At 65.6% G+C, this 26,396-nt stretch carries 23 protein-coding genes and 6 tRNA genes; 26 read left to right on the plus strand and 3 right to left on the minus strand.

What is annotated here, in order from left to right:
• Positions 1-140 precede the first annotated feature (140 nt).
• From fabD to ACK6C6_RS07325, 25 genes are all read left to right on the plus strand, one after another.
• Complete coding sequence (fabD, locus tag ACK6C6_RS07205; protein WP_409266601.1) at positions 141-1,091, plus strand: ACP S-malonyltransferase; 951 nt, start codon at positions 141-143, stop codon at positions 1,089-1,091.
• Between the two features lie 27 nt (positions 1,092-1,118).
• On the plus strand, positions 1,119-1,856 hold the full coding sequence (fabG, locus tag ACK6C6_RS07210) for a 3-oxoacyl-ACP reductase FabG (RefSeq protein ID WP_409266602.1): 738 nt from the start codon (positions 1,119-1,121) through the stop codon (positions 1,854-1,856).
• A gap of 170 nt (positions 1,857-2,026) precedes the next feature.
• Positions 2,027-2,266: an acyl carrier protein gene (acpP, locus tag ACK6C6_RS07215; protein WP_020653257.1), complete on the plus strand. Its 240-nt coding sequence runs from the start codon at positions 2,027-2,029 to the stop codon at positions 2,264-2,266.
• Between the two features lie 32 nt (positions 2,267-2,298).
• Complete coding sequence (fabF, locus tag ACK6C6_RS07220; protein ID WP_209586115.1) at positions 2,299-3,549, plus strand: beta-ketoacyl-ACP synthase II; 1,251 nt, start codon at positions 2,299-2,301, stop codon at positions 3,547-3,549.
• Positions 3,550-3,713: 164 nt separating this feature from the next.
• Positions 3,714-4,268, plus strand: coding sequence for a hypothetical protein (locus ACK6C6_RS07225; protein WP_409266604.1), 555 nt, complete (start codon positions 3,714-3,716; stop codon positions 4,266-4,268).
• A 61-nt stretch (positions 4,269-4,329) separates the two neighbouring features.
• Positions 4,330-4,932, plus strand: a complete 603-nt coding sequence (gene rpoE / locus ACK6C6_RS07230; protein ID WP_027863712.1) for an RNA polymerase sigma factor RpoE — start codon at positions 4,330-4,332, stop codon at positions 4,930-4,932.
• A gap of 59 nt (positions 4,933-4,991) precedes the next feature.
• Positions 4,992-5,396: an RseA family anti-sigma factor gene (locus tag ACK6C6_RS07235; RefSeq protein ID WP_409266606.1), complete on the plus strand. Its 405-nt coding sequence runs from the start codon at positions 4,992-4,994 to the stop codon at positions 5,394-5,396.
• Positions 5,397-5,617: 221 nt separating this feature from the next.
• Positions 5,618-7,096, plus strand: a complete 1,479-nt coding sequence (locus ACK6C6_RS07240) for a DegQ family serine endoprotease (RefSeq protein WP_409266607.1) — start codon at positions 5,618-5,620, stop codon at positions 7,094-7,096.
• Positions 7,093-7,365, plus strand: coding sequence for a glutaredoxin family protein (locus ACK6C6_RS07245; RefSeq protein ID WP_409266608.1), 273 nt, complete (start codon positions 7,093-7,095; stop codon positions 7,363-7,365). The genes ACK6C6_RS07240 and ACK6C6_RS07245 overlap by 4 nt, the downstream gene beginning before the upstream one ends.
• Before the next feature lie 278 nt (positions 7,366-7,643).
• Positions 7,644-9,437, plus strand: a complete 1,794-nt coding sequence (gene lepA, locus ACK6C6_RS07250; RefSeq protein WP_409266610.1) for a translation elongation factor 4 — start codon at positions 7,644-7,646, stop codon at positions 9,435-9,437.
• Positions 9,438-10,367, plus strand: coding sequence for a signal peptidase I (gene lepB, locus ACK6C6_RS07255; RefSeq protein WP_409266612.1), 930 nt, complete (start codon positions 9,438-9,440; stop codon positions 10,365-10,367).
• Between the two features lie 19 nt (positions 10,368-10,386).
• Positions 10,387-10,809, plus strand: a complete 423-nt coding sequence (locus tag ACK6C6_RS07260) for a DUF4845 domain-containing protein (RefSeq protein ID WP_409266613.1) — start codon at positions 10,387-10,389, stop codon at positions 10,807-10,809.
• A 77-nt stretch (positions 10,810-10,886) separates the two neighbouring features.
• The gene (rnc, locus tag ACK6C6_RS07265; RefSeq protein ID WP_229445848.1) at positions 10,887-11,654 is read left to right on the plus strand and encodes a ribonuclease III; all 768 of its coding nucleotides are present in this window, start codon (positions 10,887-10,889) and stop codon (positions 11,652-11,654) included.
• Between the two features lie 8 nt (positions 11,655-11,662).
• Positions 11,663-12,592, plus strand: a complete 930-nt coding sequence (gene era / locus ACK6C6_RS07270; protein WP_036207597.1) for a GTPase Era — start codon at positions 11,663-11,665, stop codon at positions 12,590-12,592.
• 24 nt (positions 12,593-12,616) lie between these two features.
• Positions 12,617-13,417, plus strand: coding sequence for a DNA repair protein RecO (recO, locus tag ACK6C6_RS07275; RefSeq protein WP_209586123.1), 801 nt, complete (start codon positions 12,617-12,619; stop codon positions 13,415-13,417).
• Positions 13,418-13,426: 9 nt separating this feature from the next.
• On the plus strand, positions 13,427-14,200 hold the full coding sequence (pdxJ, locus tag ACK6C6_RS07280) for a pyridoxine 5'-phosphate synthase (RefSeq protein ID WP_036207438.1): 774 nt from the start codon (positions 13,427-13,429) through the stop codon (positions 14,198-14,200).
• Position 14,201: 1 nt separating this feature from the next.
• Entirely contained in the window at positions 14,202-14,603 is a 402-nt protein-coding gene (gene acpS, locus ACK6C6_RS07285) for a holo-ACP synthase (RefSeq protein WP_409266615.1), read from the plus strand.
• Positions 14,604-14,780: 177 nt separating this feature from the next.
• Entirely contained in the window at positions 14,781-16,673 is a 1,893-nt protein-coding gene (uvrC, locus tag ACK6C6_RS07290; RefSeq protein WP_409267311.1) for an excinuclease ABC subunit UvrC, read from the plus strand.
• A 141-nt stretch (positions 16,674-16,814) separates the two neighbouring features.
• Entirely contained in the window at positions 16,815-17,393 is a 579-nt protein-coding gene (gene pgsA / locus ACK6C6_RS07295) for a CDP-diacylglycerol--glycerol-3-phosphate 3-phosphatidyltransferase (RefSeq protein WP_036207442.1), read from the plus strand.
• A gap of 89 nt (positions 17,394-17,482) precedes the next feature.
• Positions 17,483-17,558, plus strand: a tRNA-Gly gene (locus ACK6C6_RS07300).
• A gap of 82 nt (positions 17,559-17,640) precedes the next feature.
• A tRNA-Gly gene (locus tag ACK6C6_RS07305) sits at positions 17,641-17,716 on the plus strand.
• Between the two features lie 46 nt (positions 17,717-17,762).
• A tRNA-Gly gene (locus ACK6C6_RS07310) sits at positions 17,763-17,838 on the plus strand.
• Positions 17,839-17,866: 28 nt separating this feature from the next.
• Positions 17,867-17,942: transfer RNA gene (locus ACK6C6_RS07315), tRNA-Gly, on the plus strand.
• Between the two features lie 74 nt (positions 17,943-18,016).
• Positions 18,017-18,090 (plus strand) — tRNA-Cys (locus ACK6C6_RS07320).
• A 145-nt stretch (positions 18,091-18,235) separates the two neighbouring features.
• A tRNA-Cys gene (locus tag ACK6C6_RS07325) sits at positions 18,236-18,309 on the plus strand.
• Positions 18,310-18,411: 102 nt separating this feature from the next.
• On the opposite strand, the gene ACK6C6_RS07330 is transcribed toward ACK6C6_RS07325, so the two are convergent.
• Positions 18,412-19,908 (minus strand): diguanylate cyclase, encoded by a 1,497-nt coding sequence (locus tag ACK6C6_RS07330; protein ID WP_409266617.1) that lies wholly within the window; start codon positions 19,906-19,908, stop codon positions 18,412-18,414.
• Between the two features lie 130 nt (positions 19,909-20,038).
• Complete coding sequence (locus tag ACK6C6_RS07335; RefSeq protein ID WP_409266619.1) at positions 20,039-20,899, minus strand: alpha/beta fold hydrolase; 861 nt, start codon at positions 20,897-20,899, stop codon at positions 20,039-20,041.
• Positions 20,900-21,017: 118 nt separating this feature from the next.
• On the opposite strand from ACK6C6_RS07335, the gene ACK6C6_RS07340 reads away from it, so the two are divergent.
• Positions 21,018-21,839 (plus strand): LysR substrate-binding domain-containing protein, encoded by an 822-nt coding sequence (locus ACK6C6_RS07340; protein ID WP_409267312.1) that lies wholly within the window; start codon positions 21,018-21,020, stop codon positions 21,837-21,839.
• On the opposite strand, the gene ACK6C6_RS07345 is transcribed toward ACK6C6_RS07340, so the two are convergent.
• Positions 21,817-26,382, minus strand: a complete 4,566-nt coding sequence (locus ACK6C6_RS07345; RefSeq protein WP_409266620.1) for an AAA domain-containing protein — start codon at positions 26,380-26,382, stop codon at positions 21,817-21,819. The genes ACK6C6_RS07340 and ACK6C6_RS07345 overlap by 23 nt on opposite strands.
• Between the last annotated feature and the right edge of the window lie 14 nt (positions 26,383-26,396).

The following is a 26,396-nucleotide window of genomic DNA, read 5'->3' on the forward strand; positions in this document are numbered from 1 at the left end:
TTGTAGGGTGGTCGGCTCCGCCGGCCGCGCGTCCAACTCCCGGACGCGCCGTGACTGTGCATATTCTTGCTGAACGCGCGGTCGGCATAGCCGACCACCCTACGTGAATCACGACATTTCCGAACAGAGAGAACAAGAACATGAGCAAATTCGCATTCCTGTTTACGGGCCAGGGCGCCCAGGCCGTCGGCATGCTGAACGGCTTCGCCGGCAACCCGGTCGTCGAGCAGACCGTCGCAGAGGCCTCCGAGGCCCTCGGCTTCGACATCGGCAAGCTGATCGCCGAAGGCCCGAAGGAAGACCTCGACCTCACCACCAACACCCAGCCCGTCATGCTGACCGCCGCGGTCGCCGTGTACCGCGCCTGGATCGCCGCCGGCGGCCCGCTGCCGTCCATCGTTGCCGGCCACAGCCTGGGCGAATACTCGGCCCTGGTCGCCGCGGGTGTCATTCAGTTCAAGGACGCGGTGCCGCTGGTGCGCTTCCGCGCCCAGGCCATGCAGGACGCGGTGCCGGTCGGGCAGGGCGGCATGGCCGTCGTGCTGGGCCTGCAGGCCGACGACGTGCGCGCTGTCTGCCTGGAAGCCGTAGGCGGGGAAAATGCGGGCGAAGTGGTCGAAGCCGTCAACTTCAACGAGCCGACCCAGATCGTCATCGCCGGCCACGCCGGCGCAATCGACCGCGCCTGCGAGATCGCCAAGGCCAAGGGTGCCAAGCGCGCCATGAAGCTGGCGGTGTCGGCGCCGTTCCACTCCTCGCTGCTCAAGCCTGCTTCGGACCGCCTGCGCGACTACATGGAGAACATCGCTTTCTCGGCGCCGCAGATCGACTTGATCAACAACGTCGACGTCGCTATCCTGCACGATCCTGCCGCGATCAAGGACGCGCTGGTGCGCCAGGCCGCCGGTCCGGTGCGCTGGGTCGAGACCATGCAGAAGATGGCGGCCGAGGGTGTGACCCAGGTCATCGAATGCGCCCCGAGCAAGACCCTGATCGGCATGGCCAAGCGCATCGATGCGGCGCTGGTCGGCGAGGCCCTGGTCGACCAGGCTGCGCTGGAGCGCGTGCTGGCCTCGATCAAAGCGGCTTGAGATCAAAACCAAAAGAAAAGGAATAGCATGAATCTGGAGAACCAAGTCGCCCTCGTCACCGGCGCATCGCGCGGTATCGGCAAGGCCATCGCGCTGGAACTGGCGCGCCAGGGCGCGAAGGTCGTCGGCACCGCCACCAGCGCGGCCGGCGCCGAAGCGATCGGCGCCTACCTGGCTGAATTCGGCGGCAAGGGCGTGGTCCTGAATGTGACCGACGCGGCCCAGTGCGGCGCCGTCGTCGACGAGGTGCAGAAGGGCTTCGGCAGCCTGTCGATCCTGGTCAACAATGCCGGCATCACCCAGGACAACCTGGCCATGCGCATGAAGGACGAGGAGTGGGACAGCGTCATTTCCACCAACCTGACCGCCGTCGGCCGCCTGTCGCGCCTGGTGCTGCGCGGGATGATGAAGGCCAAGCACGGCCGCATCATCAACATCACCTCGGTGGTGGGCGCCTCGGGCAACCCGGGCCAGATGAACTACGCCGCCGCCAAGGCCGGCGTGGCCGGCATGACCCGCGCGCTGGCGCGCGAGATCGGCAGCCGCAACATCACCGTCAACTGCGTCGCGCCGGGCTTCATCGACACCGACATGACCAAGGCACTGGGCGACGACCAGCACAGCGCACTGCTGGGCCAGATTCCGCTGGGCCGCCTCGGCCAGCCGGAAGACATTGCCCACGCAGTCAGCTTCCTGGCCGGCCCGACCGCCGCCTATATCACGGGCACCGAGCTGCATGTGAATGGCGGCATGTACATGAATTAAGGCGCTAGAATGCCGGATTATCAGCGCTCGCGAAGATAATCCGGCGTGTACGCCACTTTTAGCAGTAATTTCGGTGGAAATAAGCGTAATCGCCGAAAGTAGTTTTTCATCGCGCAAACCTGATAAAATGCGCGCACTTTCCGCAACACACACCTTAATGGAGCCATAACATGTCGGATATCGAACAACGCGTTAAAAAAATCGTCGCTGAGCAACTGGGCGTTGCAGAAGCAGACATCAAAATCGAATCCTCGTTCGTTGACGACCTCGGCGCTGACTCGCTGGACACCGTGGAACTGGTGATGGCACTGGAAGACGAGTTCGAAATGGAAATCCCTGACGAGCAGGCTGAGAAGATCACCACCGTCAAGCAAGCCATCGACTACGCCACCGCGCACGTCAAGGCCTAAGCTGTCGCTTTAAAAGTTTCTGGGAGAATCGCTTGAGCCGTTCACGCAACCGCCGTGTCGTCGTTACCGGCCTGGGCTGCATTTCACCAATCGGCAACACCATTGCCGAGGCGTGGGACGCGGCGCTGGCCGGGAAGTCGGGCATTGCCAACATTACCAAGTTCGACGCGACGCCGTTCACGACGCATTTCGCCGGTGAAGTGAAGAACTTCAAGGTGGAAGACTACCTGCCGGGCAAGGAAGGCCGCAACATGGATAGCTTTATCCATTTCGGCATGGCAGCCGGCATCCAGGCCCTGCAGGATTCCGGCCTGGTCGTGACCGAGGAAAACGCGGACCGCATCGGTGTGACCATCGGTTCGGGTATCGGCGGCCTGCCGATGATCGAAGCCACCAAGGAAGAGTACATGAATCGCGGCCCGCGCCGCATCTCGCCCTTCTTCGTGCCGGCATCGATCATCAACATGATCTCGGGCGATCTCTCGATCAAATTCGGCCTGCGCGGCCCGAACCTGGCGATCGTCACCGCCTGTACCACCGGCCTGCACTGCATCGGCGCCGCTGCTCGCCTGATCGAGTACGGCGATGCCGACGTGATGATCGCCGGCGGCGCGGAATCGACCGTGTCGCCGCTGGGCCTGGGCGGCTTCGCCTCGGCACGCGCGCTGTCGACCCGCAACGACGATCCGGCCACCGCGTCCCGTCCGTGGGACAAGGACCGCGACGGCTTCGTGCTGGGCGAGGGCGCCGGCGTGATGGTGCTCGAAGAGTACGAACACGCGGTCGCACGCGGCGCCAAGATCTATGCGGAAGTCATCGGCTTCGGCATGAGCGCGGACGCCAACCACATCACCTCGCCGGTCGAGGATGGCAGTGGCGCGGCGCGCTGCATGGTGGCGGCACTGAAGAACGCCGGCCTGAACGCCGGCGAAGTCCAGTACGTCAATGCGCACGGCACCTCGACGCCGCTGGGCGACGTGGCGGAAGTGCGCGGCATCAAGCGCGTCTTCGGCGACCACGCCAAGACCGGCCTCGTCGTGAACTCGACCAAGTCGATGACCGGCCACCTGCTGGGTGGTGCGGGCGGCCTGGAATCGGTGTTCACCGTGCTGGCGATCCACAACCAGGTGTCGCCGCCGACGATCAACATCTTCAACCAGGATCCGGAGTGCGACCTGGACTTCGTGGCCAACACGGCGCGGGACATGAAGATCGACTACGCGGTCAAGAACTCCTTCGGCTTCGGCGGTACCAACGGTACCCTGGTCTTCGCAAAAGTCTGAAGATAATCTGACAAGCGGGTCTGAACCAGACCACGCCCATTCCGGTCTAACCGGAATGGGCGCCCTGCAGCCGTCGTCGTTCGGTCCTGCGTAAACCACCCCCCCTCGTATCTCCTCCGTCGCCCCCGGGCTGCGGCGCCCTTTCCTTTTCTCGCCAAAGAGCCATGTCGATCGCGCTGAGCGTCGTCATTGCGCCGTCGCGCCGCCTGCGTTGCCTGCTTGCCGGCTTCGGCGCTTCCCTGTTCGCGGCCGCGTGCGCCGTGGGCTTCGCCACGTCCGCGCGCTTCGCGGCCGCGCCCTGTGTGGCGGCTGCGCTGCTGTTCGCGGCAGCATGCGTGCTGCATGCCGCGCTGCGTGCTGCAACGGTGCATCGCATTGATATTTCTGGACCCGGCCAGCTACGCCTGACGGTACAACAGGGTGTGCGGCAGGACAAACGCGAAGGCTCGCCGGCGAGGCTGTCGGCCGGCTCCACGCTGTGGCCGCGGATGTTGATGCTGTGCCTGGAGGAGACTGAGGGCGGCGCTGTCGGAGCGGCGAACGAGGGTGCGCAGGGCTGGCGGCTACGGCGCCGGCCTGGTTCGCGCGCAGCCGTACGAACGCCGGTTGCCGTCCTGCCGGACAGCCTGCCGCCGGAGGAATTTCGTGCCCTGGCGGTGGCGCTCGGCGCCGGCGTCCAGGCTGGGGGCGGGTCAGCGGCGGAGCACAAAATACTTTGAACTTATTGCAGCGGGCCAACTCTTATGCAGGAGGGCCGCTGCAGCCGATGGGGCAGGGTCCGTGACGACAGAACGCGAGGGAGATCAGGTGTTGGTGGAGCGCGTCCAGGCTGGCGACCGGGCCGCGTTCGACCTGCTCGTGGCCAAGTACCAGCGCCGCCTGATGCGCCTTGTGTCGCGCCTCGTGCACGATCCGGCGGAAGCCGAAGACGTCGTGCAAGAGACCTTCATCAAGGCTTTCCGCGCGCTGCGCCACTTCCGCGGGGATTCCGCCTTCTACACCTGGCTGTATCGCATCGGCATCAACACGGCCAAGAATTTCTTGGTCACACAGGGCCGCCGTGCGCCGACCTCCACCGAGGCCGACGCCGAGCGGGCAGAGGGATTCGACGACGCAGACAGCTTGCGCGACATAAACACACCCGAATCGGTGTTGGCGAGCAAGCAGATTGCCCACACAGTCAATGCGGCGATGGAAGCACTGCCGCTGGAATTGCGAACGGCAATTGTTCTGCGAGAAATAGAAGGATTGAGCTACGAAGAAATCTCCGAGGTGATGGCGTGTCCGATAGGAACCGTACGCAGCCGGATTTTCCGTGCACGCGAAGTCATTGCCGAGAAATTGCGCCCATTGCTCGATTTCCCGGTTGACAAACGTCGGTAGGTAGCAGGATCGTACAGAGACGGGACAACACAAACAGACCGACGTCGACGGGTTACCAGATGGACACGAACAAGAAGATACGCGAATACATATCGGCCTTTGCGGACGGCGAACTGCCGGACGCCGACCTCGAGCTCGCGCTGGCGGCCCTGCGCGATGCGGACGGGCGGCAGACATGGGATCTCTACCACCGCATCGGCGATGCCTTGCGCGCCGAGCCGCTCGAGGCGGAACTCTCGCCCGGTTTCGCGCTGCGCCTGGCTGACCGGCTGGCCGCCGAACCGACGCCGCTGCGGCGTGCGGCAGGGCGCCCGGCCACAGCGGCCGATGCGCTGGCGGCGATCGCACCGGCGGTCGTGGCGGGGGCGGAATCGCTGGGCGGCAGCAAGATGGCCGGGCAAGGCGCGACACCGCGCGACGCGCCGGTTGCCGATACGAGCCCGGCGGCCGTCAAGCGCCTCTAGTCTGAGGGCCCGGCCGGCCGACACCAGACGCCGGCGCATGCATCGCTGATATGCGCGGCATATCACATAGCTCATCTGATTCATTCCGTATATAAGCCTTTCGGCTTGTTCCAAATCTCTTTTCCACCTTCGATGGGGGCGCGGCATGCCCGCGTACGGCGCGACAAAGCGCGTATTTTGGCTTACCATAAAGTCAATCTCAGCCTTCCACCGCCAAGCCCATGACCCGTCAATCCAAGCATCGTCCACTTCGCGTGTTCCTGTCGGCCCTGCTGGTCGCAGCGAGCTGTGCCTTCCTTCCTCATGCCGCCATGGCCGCGGCGCCGGTACAGACCCCGGTCGTCACCGGCCTGCCCGATTTCTCCGACCTGATCGACAAGGTCGGCCCGGCCGTGGTCAACATCCGCACCACCGAGCGCGTGCAGCGCGGCCAGGGCATGCCGGGCGAGGAGGAGATGCAGGAATTCCTGCGCCGCTTCTTCGGCGGCCAGATTCCGCGTGGCGGCGGGCGCGGCCAGGGCCGTCCGGGCGGGCAGGGCGGCGCCGAGGAGCAGGTCACGCGCGGCGTCGGTTCCGGCTTCATCGTTTCCGCCGACGGCTTCGTGCTCACCAATGCCCACGTGGTCGAAGGCGCCGACGAAGTCACCGTGACGCTCACCGACCGCCGCGAATTCAAGGCCAAGGTGCTGGGCGCCGACCGCCGTTCCGACGTGGCCCTGCTCAAGCTTTCGGCCAGCAACCTGCCTTACCTGCGCACCGGCGACTCCAGCAAGATCCGGGTCGGCGAATGGGTGGTGGCGATCGGCTCGCCCTTCGGCCTCGACAACACCGTCACCTCCGGCATCATCTCGGCCAAGTCGCGCGACACCGGCGAATACCTGCCGCTGATCCAGTCCGACGTCGCGGTCAACCCGGGCAACTCGGGCGGCCCCCTGATCAACATGCGCGGCGAGGTCATCGGCATCAACTCGCAGATCGCCACGCTCTCCGGCGCCTACAACGGCATCTCCTTCGCGGTGCCGATCGACGAGGTCATGCGCGTGGCCGACCAGCTGAAAACCACCGGCAAGGTCACGCGCGGGCGCCTGGGCGTGCAGATCAGCGAAGTCACGCGCGACGTCGCCGAGTCCCTCGGCCTGGGCAAGGCGCGCGGGGCCGAAGTGTCGATGGTCGAAGCCGGCGGCCCGGCGGAGAAGGGCGGCATCAAGGTCGGCGACATCATCCTGAAATTCAACGGCCAGCCGATCGAGACCACCCGCGACCTGCCGCGCCTGGTCGGCGCCACCAAGGTCGGCAGCCGCGCCAACGTCACCGTATGGCGCCGCGGCACCCAGCTCGACGTGCCGGTGACCATCGTCGAACTGCAGGAAGAGCGTTCCCCGACCGCGCGCCCGACGCCCAAGAAGCCGACCCCGGGCGCAGCGCCGAACGCGCTCGGCCTGGTGGTCTCCGACATCCCGGCGGCGGCGCGCGCCGAAGCCGGCGTCGACGGCGGCGTGCTGGTCGAGAATGCCGAGGGCAGCGCGGCCACGGCCGGCATCCGCCCGGGCGACATCATCTCGCAGGTGGGCAATAGCCCGGTGAGCAGCGTGGCCCAGTTCAACGGCCTGGTCGCCAAGCTCGATCCGAAGAAGCCGGTGGCCCTCCTGGTGCGCCGTGACGACGTCACCCAGTACGTCGTCGTGAAGCCGCGTCAATGATGGGCGCGGTTCCGTTCACGCTGTACTCGCGCAGCTACTGCCACCTGTGCGAAGACATGCTGCAGGCCTTGCTGGCCCTGCAGCAGCCCGGTGAGCGCTTCGAGGTCGCCGTGGTCGACGTCGATGCCGACCCGGCGCTGGTGGCGCGTTTCGACGAGCTGGTGCCGGTGCTGTATGGCGACCCGGAGGGCGAGGAGCTGTGTCATTACTTCCTCGACCCGGTGGCGGCGCGCGGCTGGGCCGACGCCTGCGCACGGGCTGCCGCCTGATCCGCAAACCCTGCCATTGTCTCCCGGATAATCAAAAACGGGCCTTTCTACCCTTCGCCGCCCCCAAAACCGGGCTTTCCGGCGCGGAATCCGGTAAAATGCCGGGGTCGGAAAAGCGCCGGCCGATCGCAAGCCTGCCGCCCACGCTTTTCATTCGCTTGATCGAGCGCTTCGACCGGGGGCCGGCATGCCCTCACGGAGCGCTTTTTTGCATTGCCCCTATTCGTTGTCGTAGCCTGCCGCGCTGCCCGCGGCCTTTTTGGTTTTGAGCTTTGTTAATGAACAACATACGTAACTTCTCCATCATTGCCCACATCGACCACGGCAAATCGACCCTTGCCGACCGTATCATCCAGCTGTGCGGCGGCCTGTCGGAGCGCGAGATGGACGCGCAGGTGCTCGACTCGATGGACCTGGAACGCGAGCGCGGCATCACCATCAAGGCCCAGACCGCGGCGCTGCAGTACAAGGCGCGCGACGGCCAGACCTACAACCTGAACCTGATCGATACCCCGGGCCACGTCGACTTCTCCTACGAAGTCTCGCGCTCGCTGTCGGCCTGCGAAGGCGCGCTGCTGGTGGTCGACGCCTCGCAAGGCGTGGAAGCCCAGACCGTGGCCAACTGCTACACCGCGCTCGACCTGGGCGTGGAAGTGGTGCCGATCCTGAACAAGATCGACCTGCCGCACGCCGACCCGGACAACGCCAAGAAGGAAATCGAGGACGTCATCGGCATCGACGCGTCCGACGCTACCGTGTGCTCGGCCAAGACCGGCCTGGGCGTGGAAGACGTGCTGGAAACCCTGATCGCCAAGGTACCACCACCCAAGGGCGACAAGGACGCGCCGCTGCAGGCCCTGATCGTCGACTCCTGGTACGACCCCTACGTGGGCGTGGTGATGCTGGTGCGCGTGGTCAACGGCACCCTGCGCCCGAAGGACAAGATCCTCCTGATGGCAACCGGTTCCGTGAACCTGGTCGAGAACATCGGCGTGTTCACCCCGCGCTCGGTCTCGCTGCCGGAACTGTCGGCAGGGCAGGTGGGCTTCATCATCGCCGGCATCAAGGAACTGACCGCCGCCAAGGTCGGCGACACCGTCACCCTGGCCAACAAGCCGGCCCCTAGCCCGCTGCCGGGCTTCAAGGAAGTCCAGCCGCAGGTGTTCGCCGGCCTGTTCCCGGTGGAAGCCAACCAGTACGACGCCCTGCGCGATTCGCTGGAAAAGCTGAAGCTCAACGATGCCGCCCTGATGTACGAGCCGGAAGTCTCGCAGGCGCTGGGCTTCGGCTTCCGCTGCGGCTTCCTCGGCCTGCTGCACATGGAGATCGTGCAGGAACGCCTCGAGCGCGAGTTCGACATGGACCTGATCACCACCGCGCCGACCGTGGTGTACGAGGTCGAGATGCGCGACGGCAGCATGGTCCGCGTCGACAACCCGTCCAAGATGCCGGAGCCGTCCAAGATCAACGAAGTGCGCGAGCCGATCGTCGACGTCAACCTGTACATGCCGCAAGAGTACGTGGGGGCGGTGATGACCCTGTGTAACGGCAAGCGTGGCGTCCAGATGGACATGGCCTACCACGGCCGCCAGGTCAAGCTGCACTACGAGATCCCGATGGCGGAAATCGTGCTGGACTTCTTCGATCGCCTGAAGTCGACCTCGCGCGGCTATGCCTCGATGGACTACGAGTTCAAGGAATACCGCGCCGCCGACGTGGTGAAGGTCGACATGCTGATCAACAGCGAGAAGGTCGACGCGCTGGCGATCATCGTGCACCGCGCCAACGCCCCCTACCGCGGACGCCAGGTGGCGGCCAAGATGCGCGAACTGATCCCGCGCCAGATGTTCGACGTGGCGATCCAGGCCGCGATCGGCGCCACCATCATCTCGCGCGAAAACGTCAAGGCGCTGCGCAAGAACGTGCTGGCCAAGTGCTATGGCGGCGACATTTCGCGCAAGAAGAAACTGTTGGAAAAACAGAAGGCCGGCAAGAAGCGCATGAAGCAGGTCGGTTCGGTGGAGATCCCGCAGGAGGCCTTCCTGGCCATCCTCCAGGTGGAAGAAAAATAAATGGATATGCAACCCATCCTGAGCAATTTTGCTCTGATCCTGTTCGTCCTGATGGTGGTCACCGGCGTCATCTGGTGCCTGGACGTGTTCGTGCTGGCCAAGGCGCGCCGCCGCAAGGCCGACGCCGCCCTGGCCGAATACGACGCCCGCACCAGCAAACTCACGGCCGACGGCATCAAGGTTGACAGCGCTAACCAGCGCGCCGCCATCGAGCAGGCGCACCTGCGCCAGCCGACCTGGATCGAGTACTCGGGCAGCTTCTTCCCGGTGATCGCGCTGGTGTTCATCCTGCGCTCCTTCCTGTGGGAGCCGTTCAAGATCCCGTCCTCGTCGATGGTGCCGACCCTGCTGGTGGGCGACTTCATCCTCGTGAACAAGTACGCCTACGGTGTGCGCCTGCCGATCGTCAACAAGAAGGTGATCGAAGTGGGCGACCCGCAGCGCGGCGACGTCATGGTGTTCAAGTATCCGAAGGACATGGGCCAGGACTACATCAAGCGCGTCATCGGCGTGCCCGGCGACACCATCACCTATGAAGACAAGCGCCTGACGGTGAACGGCAAGCCGGTCCAGTACACCCCGATGGACGACTACCTGGACGACCAGCACCCGATCTACCACAAGCAGTTCGTCGAACATCTGCCCGGCAAGGAGAACGGGGTGGCGCACCGCATCCTGAACACCGAGGGCAAGCGCACGATCGACCTCGGCGCTGTGGACAATTTCCCGAATCGTGAAGCCTGCGACTATTCGTACGATAAATTTACCTGTATCGTACCTCCAGGCAACTATTTCATGATGGGCGATAACCGCGACAACAGTGCCGACAGCCGCTATTGGGGCTTCGTGCCGGATAAAAACATTGTTGGCAAGGCGATCGTCGTCTGGATGAACTTCGGCAATCCCAAACGGATTGGCGGCATCCAGTAATCCGGGAGATCGACAGACAATGCGTTACCAAGCACCCAGCAAGCAAGCCGGCATTTCCCTGACCGGCCTGATCCTCGTCCTGGCCGTGATCGGCGTGATCGCCGTGTTCGCGCTCAAGCTGCTGCCGACCTGGTTCGAGTACAGCGCGATCAAGGAAGCGATTCAGCGCGCCAAGGAAGCTGGCGGCACGCCGCGCGAAATGCAGGTAGCCTTTGACAAGAACGCCGGCATGAACAACGTCACCGCCATCAACGGCCGAGACCTGACCATTACCCGCGACGACGGCGAGACGCAGATCAGCTTCGCCTACGAGAAGCGGGTGCCGCTGGTGGGCAATGTGAGCCTGGTGATCGATTACGCGGGCACGACCGACCCGAGCGGCGTCAATGCCGCCAAGGAAGCCATGGCTTCCGCAGATGGGGCCGCAACCGCGTCCCAGTAACAGGCAATAGACTCCGGGCACTGGGTGCCTGGTGAAACCATGACAGCACAATGAATCTACAGTTATTGCAAACACGCTTGGGTTACACGTTCCGGGACACCGGCCTGCTCCAGCAAGCCCTGACCCACCGTAGCCATAGCGCGCTGCATAACGAACGCCTGGAATTCCTGGGCGACTCGATCCTGAACTGCGTCGTGGCCTCGATCCTGTACGAGCGCTTCACCAAGCTCGACGAAGGCGATCTGTCGCGTCTGCGCGCCAACCTGGTCAAGCAGCAATCGCTGTTCGAGATCGCCCAGAAGCTCGAGCTGTCGCAGTTCCTGCGCCTGGGGGAGGGCGAGCTCAAATCGGGGGGCTTCCGCCGTCCCTCGATCCTGGCCGACACCCTGGAGGCCCTGCTGGGCGCGATCTTCCTCGACACCGGTTTCGATGCCGCGCGCGACGTGATCCGCGCCTTCTACATTCCGCTGCTCGACTCGGTCGATCCGCGTACACTGGGCAAGGATGCCAAGACCCTGCTGCAGGAATTCCTGCAGAGCAAGAAAATCTCGCTGCCGACCTATAACGTGGTGGCCACGCACGGCGCCGCCCACAGCCAGGAATTCGAAGTCGAATGCCTGGTGCCGAAGCTGAACGTGCAGGTCTTCGGACGCGGCGGCAGCCGCCGCGCCGGCGAACAGGCCGCCGCCCGGCTGGCGCTGGAAGCGGCGCAGGGAGTGCTGGCCAAGGCGCCGGCGGCCCGCAAGAGCAAACCGCGCGCCGCCCAGCTGAAGCTGGCAGGCATAGGCACGGTCCAGTCCGACGGGGCCGCAGGAACAGAACAAACAGGCAGCAAATCCGCATGAGCACCAGCATGAATAATATCGACAGCAACGACACCACCGACACCACCGGCACCCCGGAGAACTTCCGCTGCGGCTATATCGCCATCGTCGGCCGCCCCAACGTCGGCAAGTCGACCCTGATGAACGTGCTGATCGGCGCCAAGGTGTCGATCACCTCGCGCAAGGCCCAGACCACGCGCCACCGCATCACCGGCATCCAGACCCGCGACGACGCCCAGTTCATCTACGTCGACACGCCGGGCTTCCAGACCCGCCATGCCAATGCCCTGAATAAAACGCTGAACAAGACCGTCTCGAACACGCTCACCTCCTCGGACGTGATCCTGTTCCTGGTCGAAGCCGGCACCTTCGGCCCGGCCGACCAGCAGGTGCTCGACCTGCTGCCGAAGAACGTCCCGGTGGTACTGGTCATCAATAAGTCGGACCGCATGAAGGACAAGGCGGTCTTGATGCCGTTCGCGCAAAAGATCGCCGCGCTGCGCGACTTCACCGCCATCGTGCCGGTCTCGGCCAAGATGCGCTTCCAGGTCGACGCGCTGGAAAACGAGATCAAGCGCCATCTGCCGCAAAACGCCCCGATCTTCGGACCGGACGACATCACCGACCGCAGCGAGAAGTTCCTGGCCGCCGAGATCGTGCGCGAAAAGGTGTTCCGCCTGCTGGGCGACGAGCTGCCCTACACGAGCACCGTGGTGGTGGAGCAGTTCCTTCAGGAAGGCAACCTGCGCCGCATATTCTGCGCCATCCTGGTCGAGCGCGACACGCACAAGTCCATGATCATCGGTAACAAGGGCGCGCGCCTGAAAGAAATCTCGACCCAGTCGCGCCTGGACATGGAAAAGCTGTTCGACGGCCCCGTGTACCTGGAAATCTGGGTCAAGGTCAAATCCGGCTGGGCCGACAACGAAGCGGGCCTGCGCGCCTACGGTTACGAGTAAGCGCCCGGAGGCCGTCCCGACCGCATGCCAGATCAAGCACAACCAGACGACCTCATCGACGCTCCGGAACCGAATATTCCGGTAGCGGCCAAACGCAGCCGGCCGCCCGTGCGCGACACCCGTGTCAACGGCCAGCCCGGCTTCGTCCTGCACAGCTATCCCTACAAGGAAACCAGCCTGATCGTGGACATGTTCACGCGCGACTTCGGCCGCGTGGGCGTGGTGGCGAAGGGCGCCAAGCGGCCGCTGTCGAAACTGCGCGGCGTGCTGCAGACCTTCCAGCCGCTGTCGGTCTCGTTCAGCGGCAAGTCCGAGCTGCGCACCCTGATCGATGCCGAATGGGTCGGCGGCATGCTGCCGCTGGAGAAGACCGCGCTGCTGTGCGGCTTTTATCTCAACGAGCTGCTGGTCAAGCTGCTCGCGCGCGACGACAAGCACCCGGCCTTGTTCGACCACTACGTCTCGACCTTGAACCAGCTGGCTCACGGCGAACCGCCGCCGATCGTCTTGCGAAAGTTCGAACGGGCCTTACTTAAGGAAACTGGGGTCGCCGCCGACCTGGCGCGCTCGACCACGACGCGCGGCCCGGTCGACCTGGCGCGCGACTACGTGGTGGACCCCGAAAAGGGCGCGCGCGAAGCCGTGCCCGCCGACGTCTGGCCGGTCGTTCTCGGCAAGACCCTGCTCGACATGGAGCGCGAGGATTACAGCGATCCGGTCACGCAGGCGCAGAGCAAGCAGCTGATGCGCTTCCTGCTGGCGCACCACCTGGGCGGCGCGCCGCTGAACACGCGCCAGATTTTGATCGACCTGATGCAACTATAAAGACCACACATGAGCTTCCTGCAACCCCTTGGCTCCGTCATCGACCTCGGCGTCAACATCGACCACATCGCCACCGTGCGCAATGCCCGCGGCACCACGTATCCGGACCCGATCCGCGCGGCCCTGCTGGCCGAGCAGGCCGGCGCCGACCTGATCACCCTGCACCTGCGCGAAGACCGCCGCCACATCAAGGATGCCGACGTGATCGCGCTGCGCCCGCAACTGGCCACGCGCATGAACCTGGAAGCGGCGGTCACCCGCGAGATGATCGACTTCGCCTGCCAGGTCAAGCCGCAGGACGTGTGCCTGGTGCCGGAGCGGCGCGAGGAAGTCACCACCGAGGGCGGCCTGGACGTGATCCGCTACTACAAGGAAGTGGAAGCGGCGGTGCAGCAGTTGAAGAGCGAAGGCATCCGCGTGTCGCTGTTCATCGATGCCGACGAAGGGCAGATCGAAGCAGCTGCCGCCGTGGGCGCCACCGTGATCGAACTGCACACCGGCCGCTACGCCGAAGCCGAAGGCGAGGAGGCGCTGCGCGAGATCGAGCGCATCAAGCTCGGCGTGCGGGCGGGCGCTTCGCGCGGCCTGCGCGTGAACGCCGGCCACGGCCTGCACTACACCAATGTGCAGCCGATCGCGGCCATTGCCGACATCCACGAGCTCAACATCGGCCACGCGATCGTCGCCCACGCCCTGTTCGCGGGCTGGGAGAACGCGGTGCGCGAGATGAAGGCCATCATGGTGGCGGCGCGCCTCGGCGTGCAATACGGGGCAGGGGCCTGAGATGATCTACGGGATCGGCACCGACATCGTCCAGATCTCGCGTGTCGAGGCGGCACTCGCGCGCAGCGGCCCGCGTTTCGCCGAGAAGATCCTCGGCCCCGAGGAACTGGCGAAATACCATGCGAGGAGCAGCAAGAACGCGGTGCGCGGACTGCGCTTCCTGGCCACCCGCTTCTCGGCCAAGGAGGCGTTCTCCAAGGCGATCGGGCTGGGCATGCGCATGCCCATGACCTGGCGCTCGGCCCAGATGCTCAACGCACCCAGCGGCAAGCCAGTGATCGTGTGCAGCGGGGTCCTGGAAGAATTCATGCGCGCTAATGGCTTGACGGCGCAGGTGAGCGTCAGCGACGAGGCCGATTATGCGGTGGCCTTCGTGATCGTGACCAAGGACGTGGCCGCATAAAGTACAAGTAGGCAGGACGTGAGCAAGGAAGACGAGGGGACCGTCGCCTATGTGGCGAGCGGCGGGGCGGCGATGCCGGTCCCGGCAACGAAGCCGGCGCGCATCGGCGCCGCCAGACCCAAGATCAGGAAGATTGAGGCCGCCGCGCCACGCGTGCGGCCGGACAGTTGGCAGGCCATGAAAGAAGAACTGAAAGCGACATTGAAGGGCGACGCGGCGCAACCGGTGCAACCGACCGAAGCGGCGCGCGAGCAGGTGCTGGCGACTGTGGCAAAACTGCCCGGGCTGCCGGGCGTCTACCGCTATTTCGACGCCAACGGGAACGTGCTTTACGTCGGCAAGGCGCGCAACCTCAAGAACCGGGTGTCGAGCTACTTCCAGAAGAACCTGTCGAGCCCGCGCATCGCGATGATGGTGTCGCAGATCGCGCACCTCGAGACCACGGTGACGAGCAGCGAGGCCGAGGCGCTGATCCTGGAAAACAACCTGATCAAGTCGCTCAAGCCGCGCTACAACATCCTGTTCCGCGACGACAAAAGCTACCCCTACATCCGGATCACGGGCGGCGAGGCGCCGCGCCTGGGCTACTACCGCGGCGCGCTGGACAAGAAGAACCAGTATTTCGGGCCTTTCCCAAGCGCCTGGGCGGCCAAGGAATCGATCCAGCTGCTGCAGCGGGTCTTCCTGCTGCGCACCTGCGAGGACAGCGTCTACAGCAACCGCACGCGTCCCTGCCTGCTGCACCAGATCGGCCGCTGCAGCGCGCCCTGCGTCGACCTGATCACGCCGGAAGACTACAAGCGCGACGTCGACAACGCGGCGCGCTTCCTGCGCGGGCGCCAGAGCGAGGTCCTGGAGGACCTGGAGCAGAAGATGCAGTCCTACGCGATGGAGCTAAAGTTCGAGCAGGCCGCCAGCGTGCGCAACCAGATCCAGGCCCTGTCGAAAGTGCTGCACGCGCAGAGCATGGAAACCGTGGGCGACGCCGACGTCGACGTGATCGCCGTGGTGGTGCAGGGCGGTCGTGCCTGCGTCAACCTGGCGATGGTGCGCGGCGGACGCCACCTGGGTGACCGCGCCTATTTCCCGACCCACGTCGGCGAATCGCTGGGCGAGTGCCCGATCGAGGTCGAGGTGCTGTGCGCCTTCCTGGCCCAGCACTACGCGGGCCAGTTCATTCCGGGCACCCTGATCCTGAACATCGAGTTCGACCAGCCGGAACTGATCGTGGCTCTGTCGGAGCAGTGCGGCCACCGCATCAATCTGATCTTCCAGCCGCAGGGGCAGCGCCGCCAGTGGCTGGAGCTGGCCTGCAAGAACGCCGAGATTGCCCTGGCGCGCCTGCTCTCCGAGCAGGGCTCGCAGCAGGCGCGCACGCGCGCGCTGGCCGAGGTGCTGTCGCTGGACAGCGAAACCCTCGACGAGCTGCGCATCGAATGCTTCGACATCAGCCACACGGCGGGCGAAGCGACCCAGGCCTCCTGCGTGGTGTTCCACCACCACCAGATGCAGAACGGCGAGTACCGCCGCTTCAACATCAACGGCATCACCCCGGGCGACGACTACGCCGCCATGCGCCAGGTGCTGCAGCGCCGTTACGAGAAGGTGGCCGGTGGCGAAGGCGTCATGCCCGACATCGTGCTGGTCGACGGCGGCAAGGGCCAGGTCGAGATGGCGCGCCAGGTGTTCGAGGAACTGGGCTTGAGCACGTCGATGATCGTCGGCGTGGCCAAGGGGGAAGGGCGCCGCGTGGGCCTGGAAACCCTGATCTTCGCCGACGGCCGCGCGCCGCAGGAGCTGGGCAAGGAATCGGCCGCGCTGATGCTGGTGGCCATGATCCGCGACGAGGCGCACCGCTTCGCGATTACCGGCATGCGCGCCAAGCGCGCCAAGGCGAGACAAGCCTCGCGCCTGGAAGAGATCGAAGGCATCGGCGCCAAGCGCCGCCAGCGCCTGCTGGCCCGCTTCGGCGGCCTGCGCGGCGTGATCGACGCCAGCGTGGAAGACCTGATGTCGGTGGAGGGCATCTCGAGTACGCTGGCGGAAGAGATTTACCGGCAGCTGCATTGACTGACCGGACCGGGGCATGTGCCCCGGTTTTGTTTTGGGGGCCGCCAGTCGGACGCATACAGACGAGTCACCTAGTCCAATTTGCAATACCCATGTAGACTGTCGCCCAAACTTTTCATTCCCGTAATCAGCGTTTTTCCTATGCCTTTCAACATCCCGATTCTCCTGACCTGGCTACGTGTAGCGCTGATTCCCCTGGTTGTAGGCGTCTTCTATCTCCCGACCCACTGGCTGCCGCTGGCCGACCGCAACCTTGCCGCGACCCTGGTCTTCATCATCGCCGCCGTCACCGACTGGTTCGACGGCTTCCTGGCGCGCCGCTGGAACCAGACCTCGGCCTTCGGCGCCTTCCTCGATCCGGTCGCGGACAAGCTGATGGTAGCTGGCGCATTGCTGGTGCTGGTGCAGCTGGACCGCGTGAACGCCATCATCGCCTTCATCATCATCGGCCGCGAGATCACCATCTCCGCCTTGCGCGAATGGATGGCCCAGATCGGCGCCACCAAGTCGGTGGCGGTGAGCTCGCTCGGCAAGATCAAGACCGCCGCCCAGATGACGGCGATTCCGATGCTGCTGTTCCATGACGTGCTGTTCGGGATCGACACCCTGTACTGGGGCGAGTACTTCCTGTGGCTGGCCGGCGGGCTGACGGTCTGGTCGATGTTCTACTACCTGCGCCGGGCGTGGCCGCTTATTAAGGAAAAGGCAGGAAACTTGTAAGAAATGTTCCGTGTCATCCTTGACGTACGGAATAGAATCTCTATAATGCCTGCCTGTTGCGACAACAACGCAGCAGGATGAAAGACAAAGCGGGAGTAGCTCAGTTGGTAGAGCGCAACCTTGCCAAGGTTGAGGTCGAGAGTTCGAGACTCTTCTCCCGCTCCAAGTTTTTCAGGTGACACGATCGGTTGCACGATTGAGAAACTTGAGAAAATGTCAAAGTTCTGCGATAATCGTTGTTCTGTACGCGGGAGTAGCTCAGTTGGTAGAGCGCAACCTTGCCAAGGTTGAGGTCGAGAGTTCGAGACTCTTCTCCCGCTCCAGTTATCTTCGGATGGCTTGGTGCGACAGGCGTAAGTAAGACTCCATGCGGGAGTAGCTCAGTTGGTAGAGCGCAACCTTGCCAAGGTTGAGGTCGAGAGTTCGAGACTCTTCTCCCGCTCCAAAGGTTTTACGACAGGTAGGACTCCAATGCGGGAGTAGCTCAGTTGGTAGAGCGCAACCTTGCCAAGGTTGAGGTCGAGAGTTCGAGACTCTTCTCCCGCTCCAAATTTAGAGAAGACATTGCTTCTCGGTTGATACGGCACATAACCGGCCGGGTCAGCTGTTCCAAGATTACCTCTGGCGAGGTAGCAAAGCGGTTATGCAGCGGCCTGCAAAGCCGTCTAGACGGGTTCGACTCCCGTCCTCGCCTCCAGATCCTATCAAGCACGGGCCCTTACAAGGGCCCGTTTGCTTTTCTGGCAGCTTTGCGCAGTTCGGGTCATGACTTGTCATGACCGGTGTGCACGGCCTTGCGCCAGCACACAACCGAACGGAGCCATCGGACTAAGATTGGTTCTGGCGAGGTAGCAAAGAGGTTATGCAGCGGCCTGCAAAGCCGCCGAGACAGGTTCGATTCCTGTCCTCGCCTCCAGACTTCAAGAAACGGGCCCTTTCGAGGGCCTGTTTGCATTGACCTTGCAGCAGCGCAGGGCGACATCAGCCACTTCAATCGGCCGACCGTAACCTGGCCCCTTCAGCCATGGCGTCCGGCGCCGGCTCCACCCGGTTGCGCCCCGCCTGCTTGGCGGCGTAGAGCAACGCCCGCACTGACGGTCACGACGCCTTCCGGATGCTGGGGGTGGGAGATCGCCAGCGCGGCGATCTGCTGGCGCAGCTTGTCGGCCAGCACGGCGGCGCCCGCGAGGTCGGTGCCGGACAGGACCACGGCGAATTCCTCGCCGCCGTAGCGGGCCGCGAGTTCGCCGGCCCGGCTGGGGGCGGCGCCCAGCGCGGTAGCCACCTGGCGCAGGCACTCGTCGCCGGCGGCGTGGCCTTCGCTGTCGTTGTAGCGCTTGAAGTAGTCGACGTCGAGCAGGACCAGGGACACCGGGACCTTGTTGCGGGTGGCACGCCGCAGTTCGCGATTCAGGAAGTCGTCGAAGGCGCGGCGGTTGGCGAGGCCGGTCAGGCCGTCTTTCCAGGCCATGGCCGACAGATGGGCATTGGCCTGCTGCAATTCGCTGGTCCTGTTGCGCAGGCCTTCCTCGAGCAGGTCGCGGATGGCGAGCTGACGCAGCAGCCTGCGGGTGAGATAGCCGATCAGCGCCAGTACGAACACCAGGGCAAGCGCGATGATGACCGCGAGCCGATGCCATTCCTCCAGGGTTTCTTCGCTCGACACGCCGGCCGCGACAATGAGGGGCGGCGTGCTGGTTCGGTGGTAGCTGTACAGACGCTCGACCCCGTCGACCCGCTCGGTGAGCATGGCCGTGCCGTCCGGCCCGAGCTTGCGGTAGGTCTGGAAAACAGGTCCATCCGAAATATTCCTACCGATCAGATCTTCCTGCAGCGGACGGCGGTACAGCAAGGTGCCGTCCTCGAGCGCGAGCAGCACCGTGCCGCTCTGTCCCAGGTTCAGTTCGTCGTAGATGTCTTCGAAGAAGTCGATCCGCAGCGTCGCGAGCGCCACGCCGGCAAAGGAGCCGTCCGGATGCTGGAGGCGGCGCGAGACCGGCACGACCCACAGGCGGCTCGACCGGCTGCGGATGGGAGCGCCGATGCGCGTCTCCCGGTCCGGGTGAAGCTGGTGGTAGCGGAAATAAGCGCGGTCCGAATTGTTCGCTTCGACCGGCGGCTCGAGGGAAGAGGTGAGCAGGACGCCATGCTCGTCATACATGAACAAATCGTGCAGGAACCAGGCCTTGTGCGCCATCAGCAGCAGGTGTGCCCGCAGGCGCTCGAGGGCGGCGATGTTGCGACCGTCCGCTTCCGCGCGCTCGACCATGCCTTCGAGCGCCAGGTCCGCGCCGCGGAAGGCCGCGTCGGCCTGGAAGGCCAGTGCCCGCGCCATGTTGGCCGTGGCCACGCCCGCCCTCTGCAATGCCGACTCGCGCAGGGCCCAGACACCCCAGGCCGTCGCGGCAAGCGCCACCAGGCTGAACAGGCTGGCCGCGACCACGACGCGCAAGGCGACGTGGGTTTTCTTTGCGCTCAGCTTCGAAAGGCGGTCGGCCTGATGGGCATCGGGCATGGCAAGGTCAGGGCTTGAACCGATCCTGCCGAGGACTGCGCCGGGCGGCGACGCGGAAATCCAGGCAGATCGTCGCTGCCATTGTATCGAATCCAGTAGCTGCCTTCGTTCGGCAGCAGTCGTCCCGAACTTATGCCGCCTGTTTCCCCAGGAATGCGTGGAGCAGGCGGTTGAACGCCGCCGCGTGCGTCACGTTCATCCCGTGCGAGGCGCCCGCCATGGTGCGCTTGTCCACGTGTGCCATCCAGCCCGCCAGCTGTTCGACGTTATCGCGGTACATGCGTGGGCTGCGTTCTCCTGCGAGGAGCAGGGTCCGGCAGCGCAGCTCGGCCGCGCCGGCGCGGGTGTAGGCCGGCAAGGGATCGCGGAACTGCTTCGGCAGCGTTGCCGCGTTGGCGATCGCCATGCTGCGAAACGACACCGGGCTCTTGCGCCAGATGCCGGGCATGCTGACCGAGTCGACGAACAGCTCCAGGCCCGCGTCGAGCTCTCCAGTCCCGATCAGCTCGGCAACGCGCGCGCGGACCGCCTCGTCCGACGAGGACAGCGGCGCCGGCGGCGTTGGGCCGGTCTGCAGCGGGCCGGCGGGATCCGCCAGGGTCAGCGTTTTCACGAGTTCCGGATAGCTACGTGCCAGGTTGAAGGCGACGCATGCGCCGCGCGAGTGGCCCACCAGATGCACCGCGCCGAGCTTCATCGCCCGGATGAACTCCGCCAGTTCCGCGACATGCAGCTGCCAGCTGAAAGCGCCCAGGGCGCCGGCCTCGTCGCCGGGCCAATAGTGGCTGAGGCTGACCGAGTAGCAGGAGAAGTGCTGCGACAAGGCCTCGGTCTGGCTGTTCCAGTAGCGGTAGTCGCACAGCGAGCCATGCACGAAGAGCAGGGCTTCGCCGGACCCGGTCGCCACGTAGGGGATGCGTACCCCGGACGGGACGGTGGCGAAGCAAAGCTCGGGGACTGCGAAGATGCGTGGATCGGTGGCTGCGTTCATGTCTGACTCCTTTCCAATACTATGCACGATGGCATTGCTTAAGAAAATCGCATAATATTGAAGGCATCTATCTGTTTTTCTGATACCTGTGAAAGCACTCGACCTGGACGTCCTGGCCATGATCGTGGCGGTGGCCGATACCGGCAACATCAGCCGCGCGGCGGAAGTCGTCCACCGCTCGCAATCGGCGGTGAGCATGCAGATCAAGACGCTCGAGACCGCGCTCGGCAAGCCGCTGTTCGTACGCAGGCCGCGCAGTGTCACGCCGACCCAGGACGGCGAGGTCCTGCTCACGTACGCGCGGCGCATGCTGGCCCTGCGCGACGAAGCCTGGGCCGCGGTGGTCCGGCCCGACGTCACCGGCCGGGTCGTGCTCGGCGTGCCCGACGACTATGCCTCGTCCCTGCTGCCGCCGATCCTCAAGAAGTTTTCCGCCACCTATCCGAAGGTGGAGATCCAGGTGGTCGGCCTGCCGAGCGTGGCGCTCGCGCCCATGGTGAAGGACGGCACGGTCGACCTGGTGTGCGCCACGCGCGTGAAGGGCTTGTCGGGGGAGTTCGTGCGCTTCGAACCGATGGTCTGGGCCGCCTCGCCCAGCGTGCACGAGATCTGGCGCGAGCGGCCGCTGCCGATCGCGGTTTTCCTTCCCGGCAGCGTGGCGCGCGAGAACGCGATCCGCAGCCTGGAGCGGGCACGGATTCCCTACCGGACCTCGTACGAGAGCCCGAGCCTGATGGGGCTGCTCAGCATGGTCGAAGCGGGCCTGGCCATCGCGCCGCTGGCGCGCTGCGCGGTGCCGGCGCACCTGAGCCAACTCGGCCAGGCGCAAGGCTTGCCGGAACCGGATGCGCTGGAGGTCATCCTCGCGCGCAGCAGCAAGTCGCGGCGTCCGCCCTGCGACTTCATGGCCGAGAACATCATGTCGGAGTTGCGGCGTTAGCGGCGAGGGCGTCTTCGAGCATGCTTCCCGCGGCGTCGTCGCTTGCCGCCTCGGCTTCCCGTCCCCATTCACGGTACTCGACCAGCGACGGGATGCGCGCCATCGCCCCGAGGGGCTCGATGCCCATGCTGGCCAGTTGCGCGAGCAGCTCGGCCAGCACCGCGTCGCGCTGCAGCGACCAGGTCGAGGCGAAGCAGCGCCAGAAAATCCACCCGGCGCGCTCCAGCACGCGCTGGCGCCCCATGTCGGCCGCCCACCGGTCCGGCCCGTGGAACTCGTCGCCATCGAGCTCGATCGCCAGGCGCCGGTCGTCCGCGCCCTCGACCACCATGTCGATGCGGTAGCCGGCGGCCGGCACCTGCGGAATCACGCGGTAGCCACGCTCGAACAGCTCGCTGTAGACATCGCGTTCGAAACCCGATTCGCACAGGCCGATCAGGTTGCCGGCTTCGTCATTGCTCTCGACAGGCTTGGCGAAATGTTCGACCAGGGTGCGGCGCAGGTCGGCCGTGGACAGTTCTTCCAGGCGCACCGAGCGCACCAGGTACATGCGGTCGCGCGCCCGGGATGCGGCCACGTTGAAGCGCTGGTCGTACTGCAGGCCCGACAGGGCGTGGTGGTTCCTGCTGTCGGCCACCATGCTCAGGAAGACGATGTCGCGCTCGCTGCCCTGGAAGATGCGCGCGTCGCCGCAGGCGAAATTGCGGCGCGCCAGCTCCGCCGCCTCGACGCGCGAGCGCACCAGCTTGTCGATCCACTGGGCCTGTTCGGGGCCGAGCAGGGATACCACGCCGAGCGTGCGCTCGCGCATTGCCGGGTCGCGGATGATCGCTTCGATCTCGGCCGCGATGAACTCGGCCTCGGGCGGATTCTGGGACTTGGCGGTGCGGTAGCCGTTGGCGACAAAGACGTCGACCAGCGGCGGGTCGAGCCGCTCGGACGCCTTCGGGATCCGCAGCGGCTGGATGAAGTCCTTGTAGAACACCCGGTTGCTGTAGGCGATGATCGGCTGCACGCAGCGGAAGTGCTCGCGCAGCATGACCCGCGAGGCCGCGAATACCGAGGAGGCGATGTCGTACAGCGACATGTCGGCGGTGAGCACCGCTTCGAAGGGCTGGCCGGCCAGGAAGCGCCGGCGCAGGTCGACGATCTTGGCGGCCGATACGAAGCCGGCCTCGGGCGAGACCTGCTTGTCGTCACCGACCACGAGGATCTGCTTGCCGCGCAGGACCGCCGGCAAGGCCCACAGGTCGGACTGGCTCGCTTCGTCCACGATGACCAGGTCGAAGGCGCCCAGCGTGGCCGGGAGCGACTCCGACACCCGGGCGTGGCTCATGATCCAGCAGGGAACGGCCGCCTGCGCGTCCACCATCGCCTGCTGGGCGTCGCGGCGGTAACGCCCGGCGTTGACGCCGGTGCCCTTGCCGATCTTGCGCATGGCGATGCGGTAGGTTTCGAGTGCCGTCAGGACGTTCTGGCCGGCCTGGCGCCGGGTTGCGAGCCAGGCCGATTTCGAAACCAGGGTTTCATACAGGCGGGCCAGACCCTTCTCGAGCTCGCGCCGGCGCGCCGCCAGCGTCCGCATCTCGTCGCGGTCGTCGATGGCGTCGAGGTGGGCCTTCAGGCGCGCCCAGGTCCAGGCGTCGCGCCAGCGCACCGGGAACACCGTATCGTCACCGACCGCCTCGACCGGCCTTGACAGCACGCGCGCGGCCAGCTTGGGGGCGCCATGGCGCGCGATCTCGTCGGCCAGTTGGCGCACGGTGGCGAGGACCGGCGCCAGCGCTTCGATCCGCCGAATGTCGGCAAGGATGTCGGCATAGTCGGCCACGACGCCCTCGACGGGCACGTCCGCGCTGCCCAATGCATGGTCGACCAGGGCGCTCAGCCGTTCCGAGACAGGGCCGGTGCTGCCCGCCAGCTTCTCGCGGAGCGCGGCCGCGCTCGTGATAGCCTCTGCCAGTTCGGCGCGCGTGAGGTGGCGGCGCAGCTGTTCGCGGACACGGGCCAGGTCGGCCTGCCGCCCCAGCAGCTCGTCCTGCGGCGCCCGGACGAATACCTGTTCGGCCAGGCCAGGCAGCATGCGGTCGTGCGTCGTGGCCAGGGTGTGGGCCCGGCGTGCGGCGAGCGTGACCTGTTCGACCGCGCGCAGCTGCCCGACCTCCGGCTGCAGCAGCGGCAGGGAAAGCAGTTCGGCGAAGGCGTTCCAGCGCACCACGAAGGACAACAGCCGCGTGTGCAGTGCCGCGAAGCGCTGCACGTGCGCCCAGTCCGCGCTCGAGGCGGGCGCAAGGCCGGCAACGCGGATGGCGTTGACGTGCGGCTTGATGTCGCCGACGCCGAAGGCGAGCAAGCCGAAGGGTTTGCCGGATTCCGCGCCGCGCGCGATGGCCTCCAGCGCCTTCGGATGTTCCAGCGCTTCGCGCGGCGCGCTGACCGGTCGCTGCATGAATTCGGCCCTGGCCTGCAGCAGCGCGTCCATCTCCGAGAATAGCGCCTCGAGCGAGCTGCGTTCGGTGGCGAAATCGGCACGCCGGCATTTTTCGCGCAGCGCGAAGACCCAGTCGTGTCCGGACTCCTCGAGTTCGCGCACCAGCGCGGCTGCCACATCGATCGATGCGAGCAGCTGGCGGGCATGTCCGAGCACCTCCGGCGTGGTGGCGCGCAGCGGGAGCAGCACGCCGGCCGCCTCGTCGCGCTCGATCTCGCGCAGCGTCTGGAGCAGCTCGTGCAGGCGCCCGAGCTCGGCAGGCGCAGGCAAGATGCCGGAAGCCGGGACCTCGGCATGGCAGTAGACCAGGTCGGCGCCGAGCCGGCGCCGCGCCTCGCGCAGCTCCATGCCGGCCTGCTCGCCGAATGGCGGCGCATGTTCCGTCGCCAGCGACAAGGGATCGTCGAACCAGCCGAACTGTTCCTGGCCGTGGATCACCAGCTCGGCCATCTTCTGGGCCCGCATCGGCACGCCGTCGACCTCGATCTCGCCCAGGTGGGCGCGCGCGATGTCGTCGATGCGGGTGTCGATCCGCGCCATCTCTTCATGCGCGCGGTCGAGTGCGGCGCGACAGGTGGCGATCGCTTCCTCCTCGATGTGCGGATGCAGATGGGTGAGAGTGTGGATGATCGCTTCGATCGACGCCTGGAACTGGCGCATGCCTTCCTTGTCGCCGGACAGCAGCGCCACCGTGAGCGGGCGGATCGATGCCGGAATCTTCTCCTGCAATACCTTCAATGCCGGTTCGCCCTTGGAGGTGACCAGGATCCGCCTTCCCGACGCCAGGTAGTGGCTGATGATGTTGGCGATCGTATGGGTCTTGCCGGTGCCGGGCGGGCCCTGGACCGCGACGCCCGGGGAGCGCGCGAGCTGCTGGACGATCGTTTCCTGTTCGCGGTTGTAGGGCAAGGGGAAGTACAGCTCGCGCGCTTCGCCGCAGCTGTCCGCGCGGCCGGACAAGCCGCGGAAGGCGATCGCTTCGTGCTCGACCACGGCCTGGCCAGGCGGCGTGACGATGCCGAGCGGGCCCTCCGGAATCGCATCGCCGGCGCTGACGCGCTCCTTCAGGCGCGCGATGTCGTCGATCAGGAAATGGCTGGCGCGCGGGCGGGTGAACACGACCCACCCGTTCGTCACCACCAGCTCCTCGCCGGCGCTCGGGGCCCCGGCGGCCTCACGGTCGTAACGGGCCGATGCCGCGAGCTTGCCGGCGACCAGGCTCAGGATGGGTTCGACGGTCGTCGGGTCGAAGGGCGAGACAGCAATGTCCGGGCGCTCGCGCAGCAGGGCGCGGGCGGCGCGTTCGACATCGCCGATGCCGGGCACGGCGCAGGCGGCAAAGGCGTCGAACTCCAGGCGCGGCTCGACCTGGCGCGGACGCACGGCGATGGCGTGGCTGGCGTTGTCGATCTCGAGTTCCACCGCCTGGGTGATCAAGGGGTAATGGAAGTCGACGGCTGACGGCGAAGCGGATTCCTCGGTGCCCGGAATGCGCCACGACGACACCCCCATGCCCCAGACCAGCTCTGTCGGGCGCACCGCCTCTTCGGATTCCAGGCGCGTCTTCAGCGCAAACAGGTCGGCGTAAAGGCTCATCACCTGGCGCCGCGGCCGCTCCCGCATGGCCCAGTCGTTCCAGTGCTGCGTGTAGACCTCCAGCAGGCGGCCCACTCGCGCGCGGCGCTGCCGGTCGCGCTGCCCGGCCTGTTCTTCGCCGAGGACGCCGGCGTCCTCGTTGCGGGCGCTCGCCAGCATCGCTTCATTCAAGGCCGGCGGACGGGCAGCCGGGTCGTCGCCGATCGTCAGGAAGGGGGCAAGCTCGGGCTCCGGAAGGCTTGGGGCGCGCATCGCCTCGAGGCGATGCACCCGCAGCCAGACCGGCTCGCCATCGGTGTCGACGTTGAAGTCGATCCAGGGCAGCGCCTCCAGGTCGGCATAGGTTTTCTTGAACTCGGTAGCCTTCGACAATGTAAAAGCTGCTGGATCGATGTCTTTGGCTTGCTCGACCAGGTAGTCGAGCAGCCCGCTCATGAGCTGGGCAGGGGATTGCATGTTTGTTTCGCGGA

Source organism: Massilia sp. BHUDP2 (assembly GCF_046236355.1).
In the GTDB taxonomy this organism is placed as follows: Bacteria; Pseudomonadota; Gammaproteobacteria; order Burkholderiales; family Burkholderiaceae_D; genus Telluria; species Telluria varians.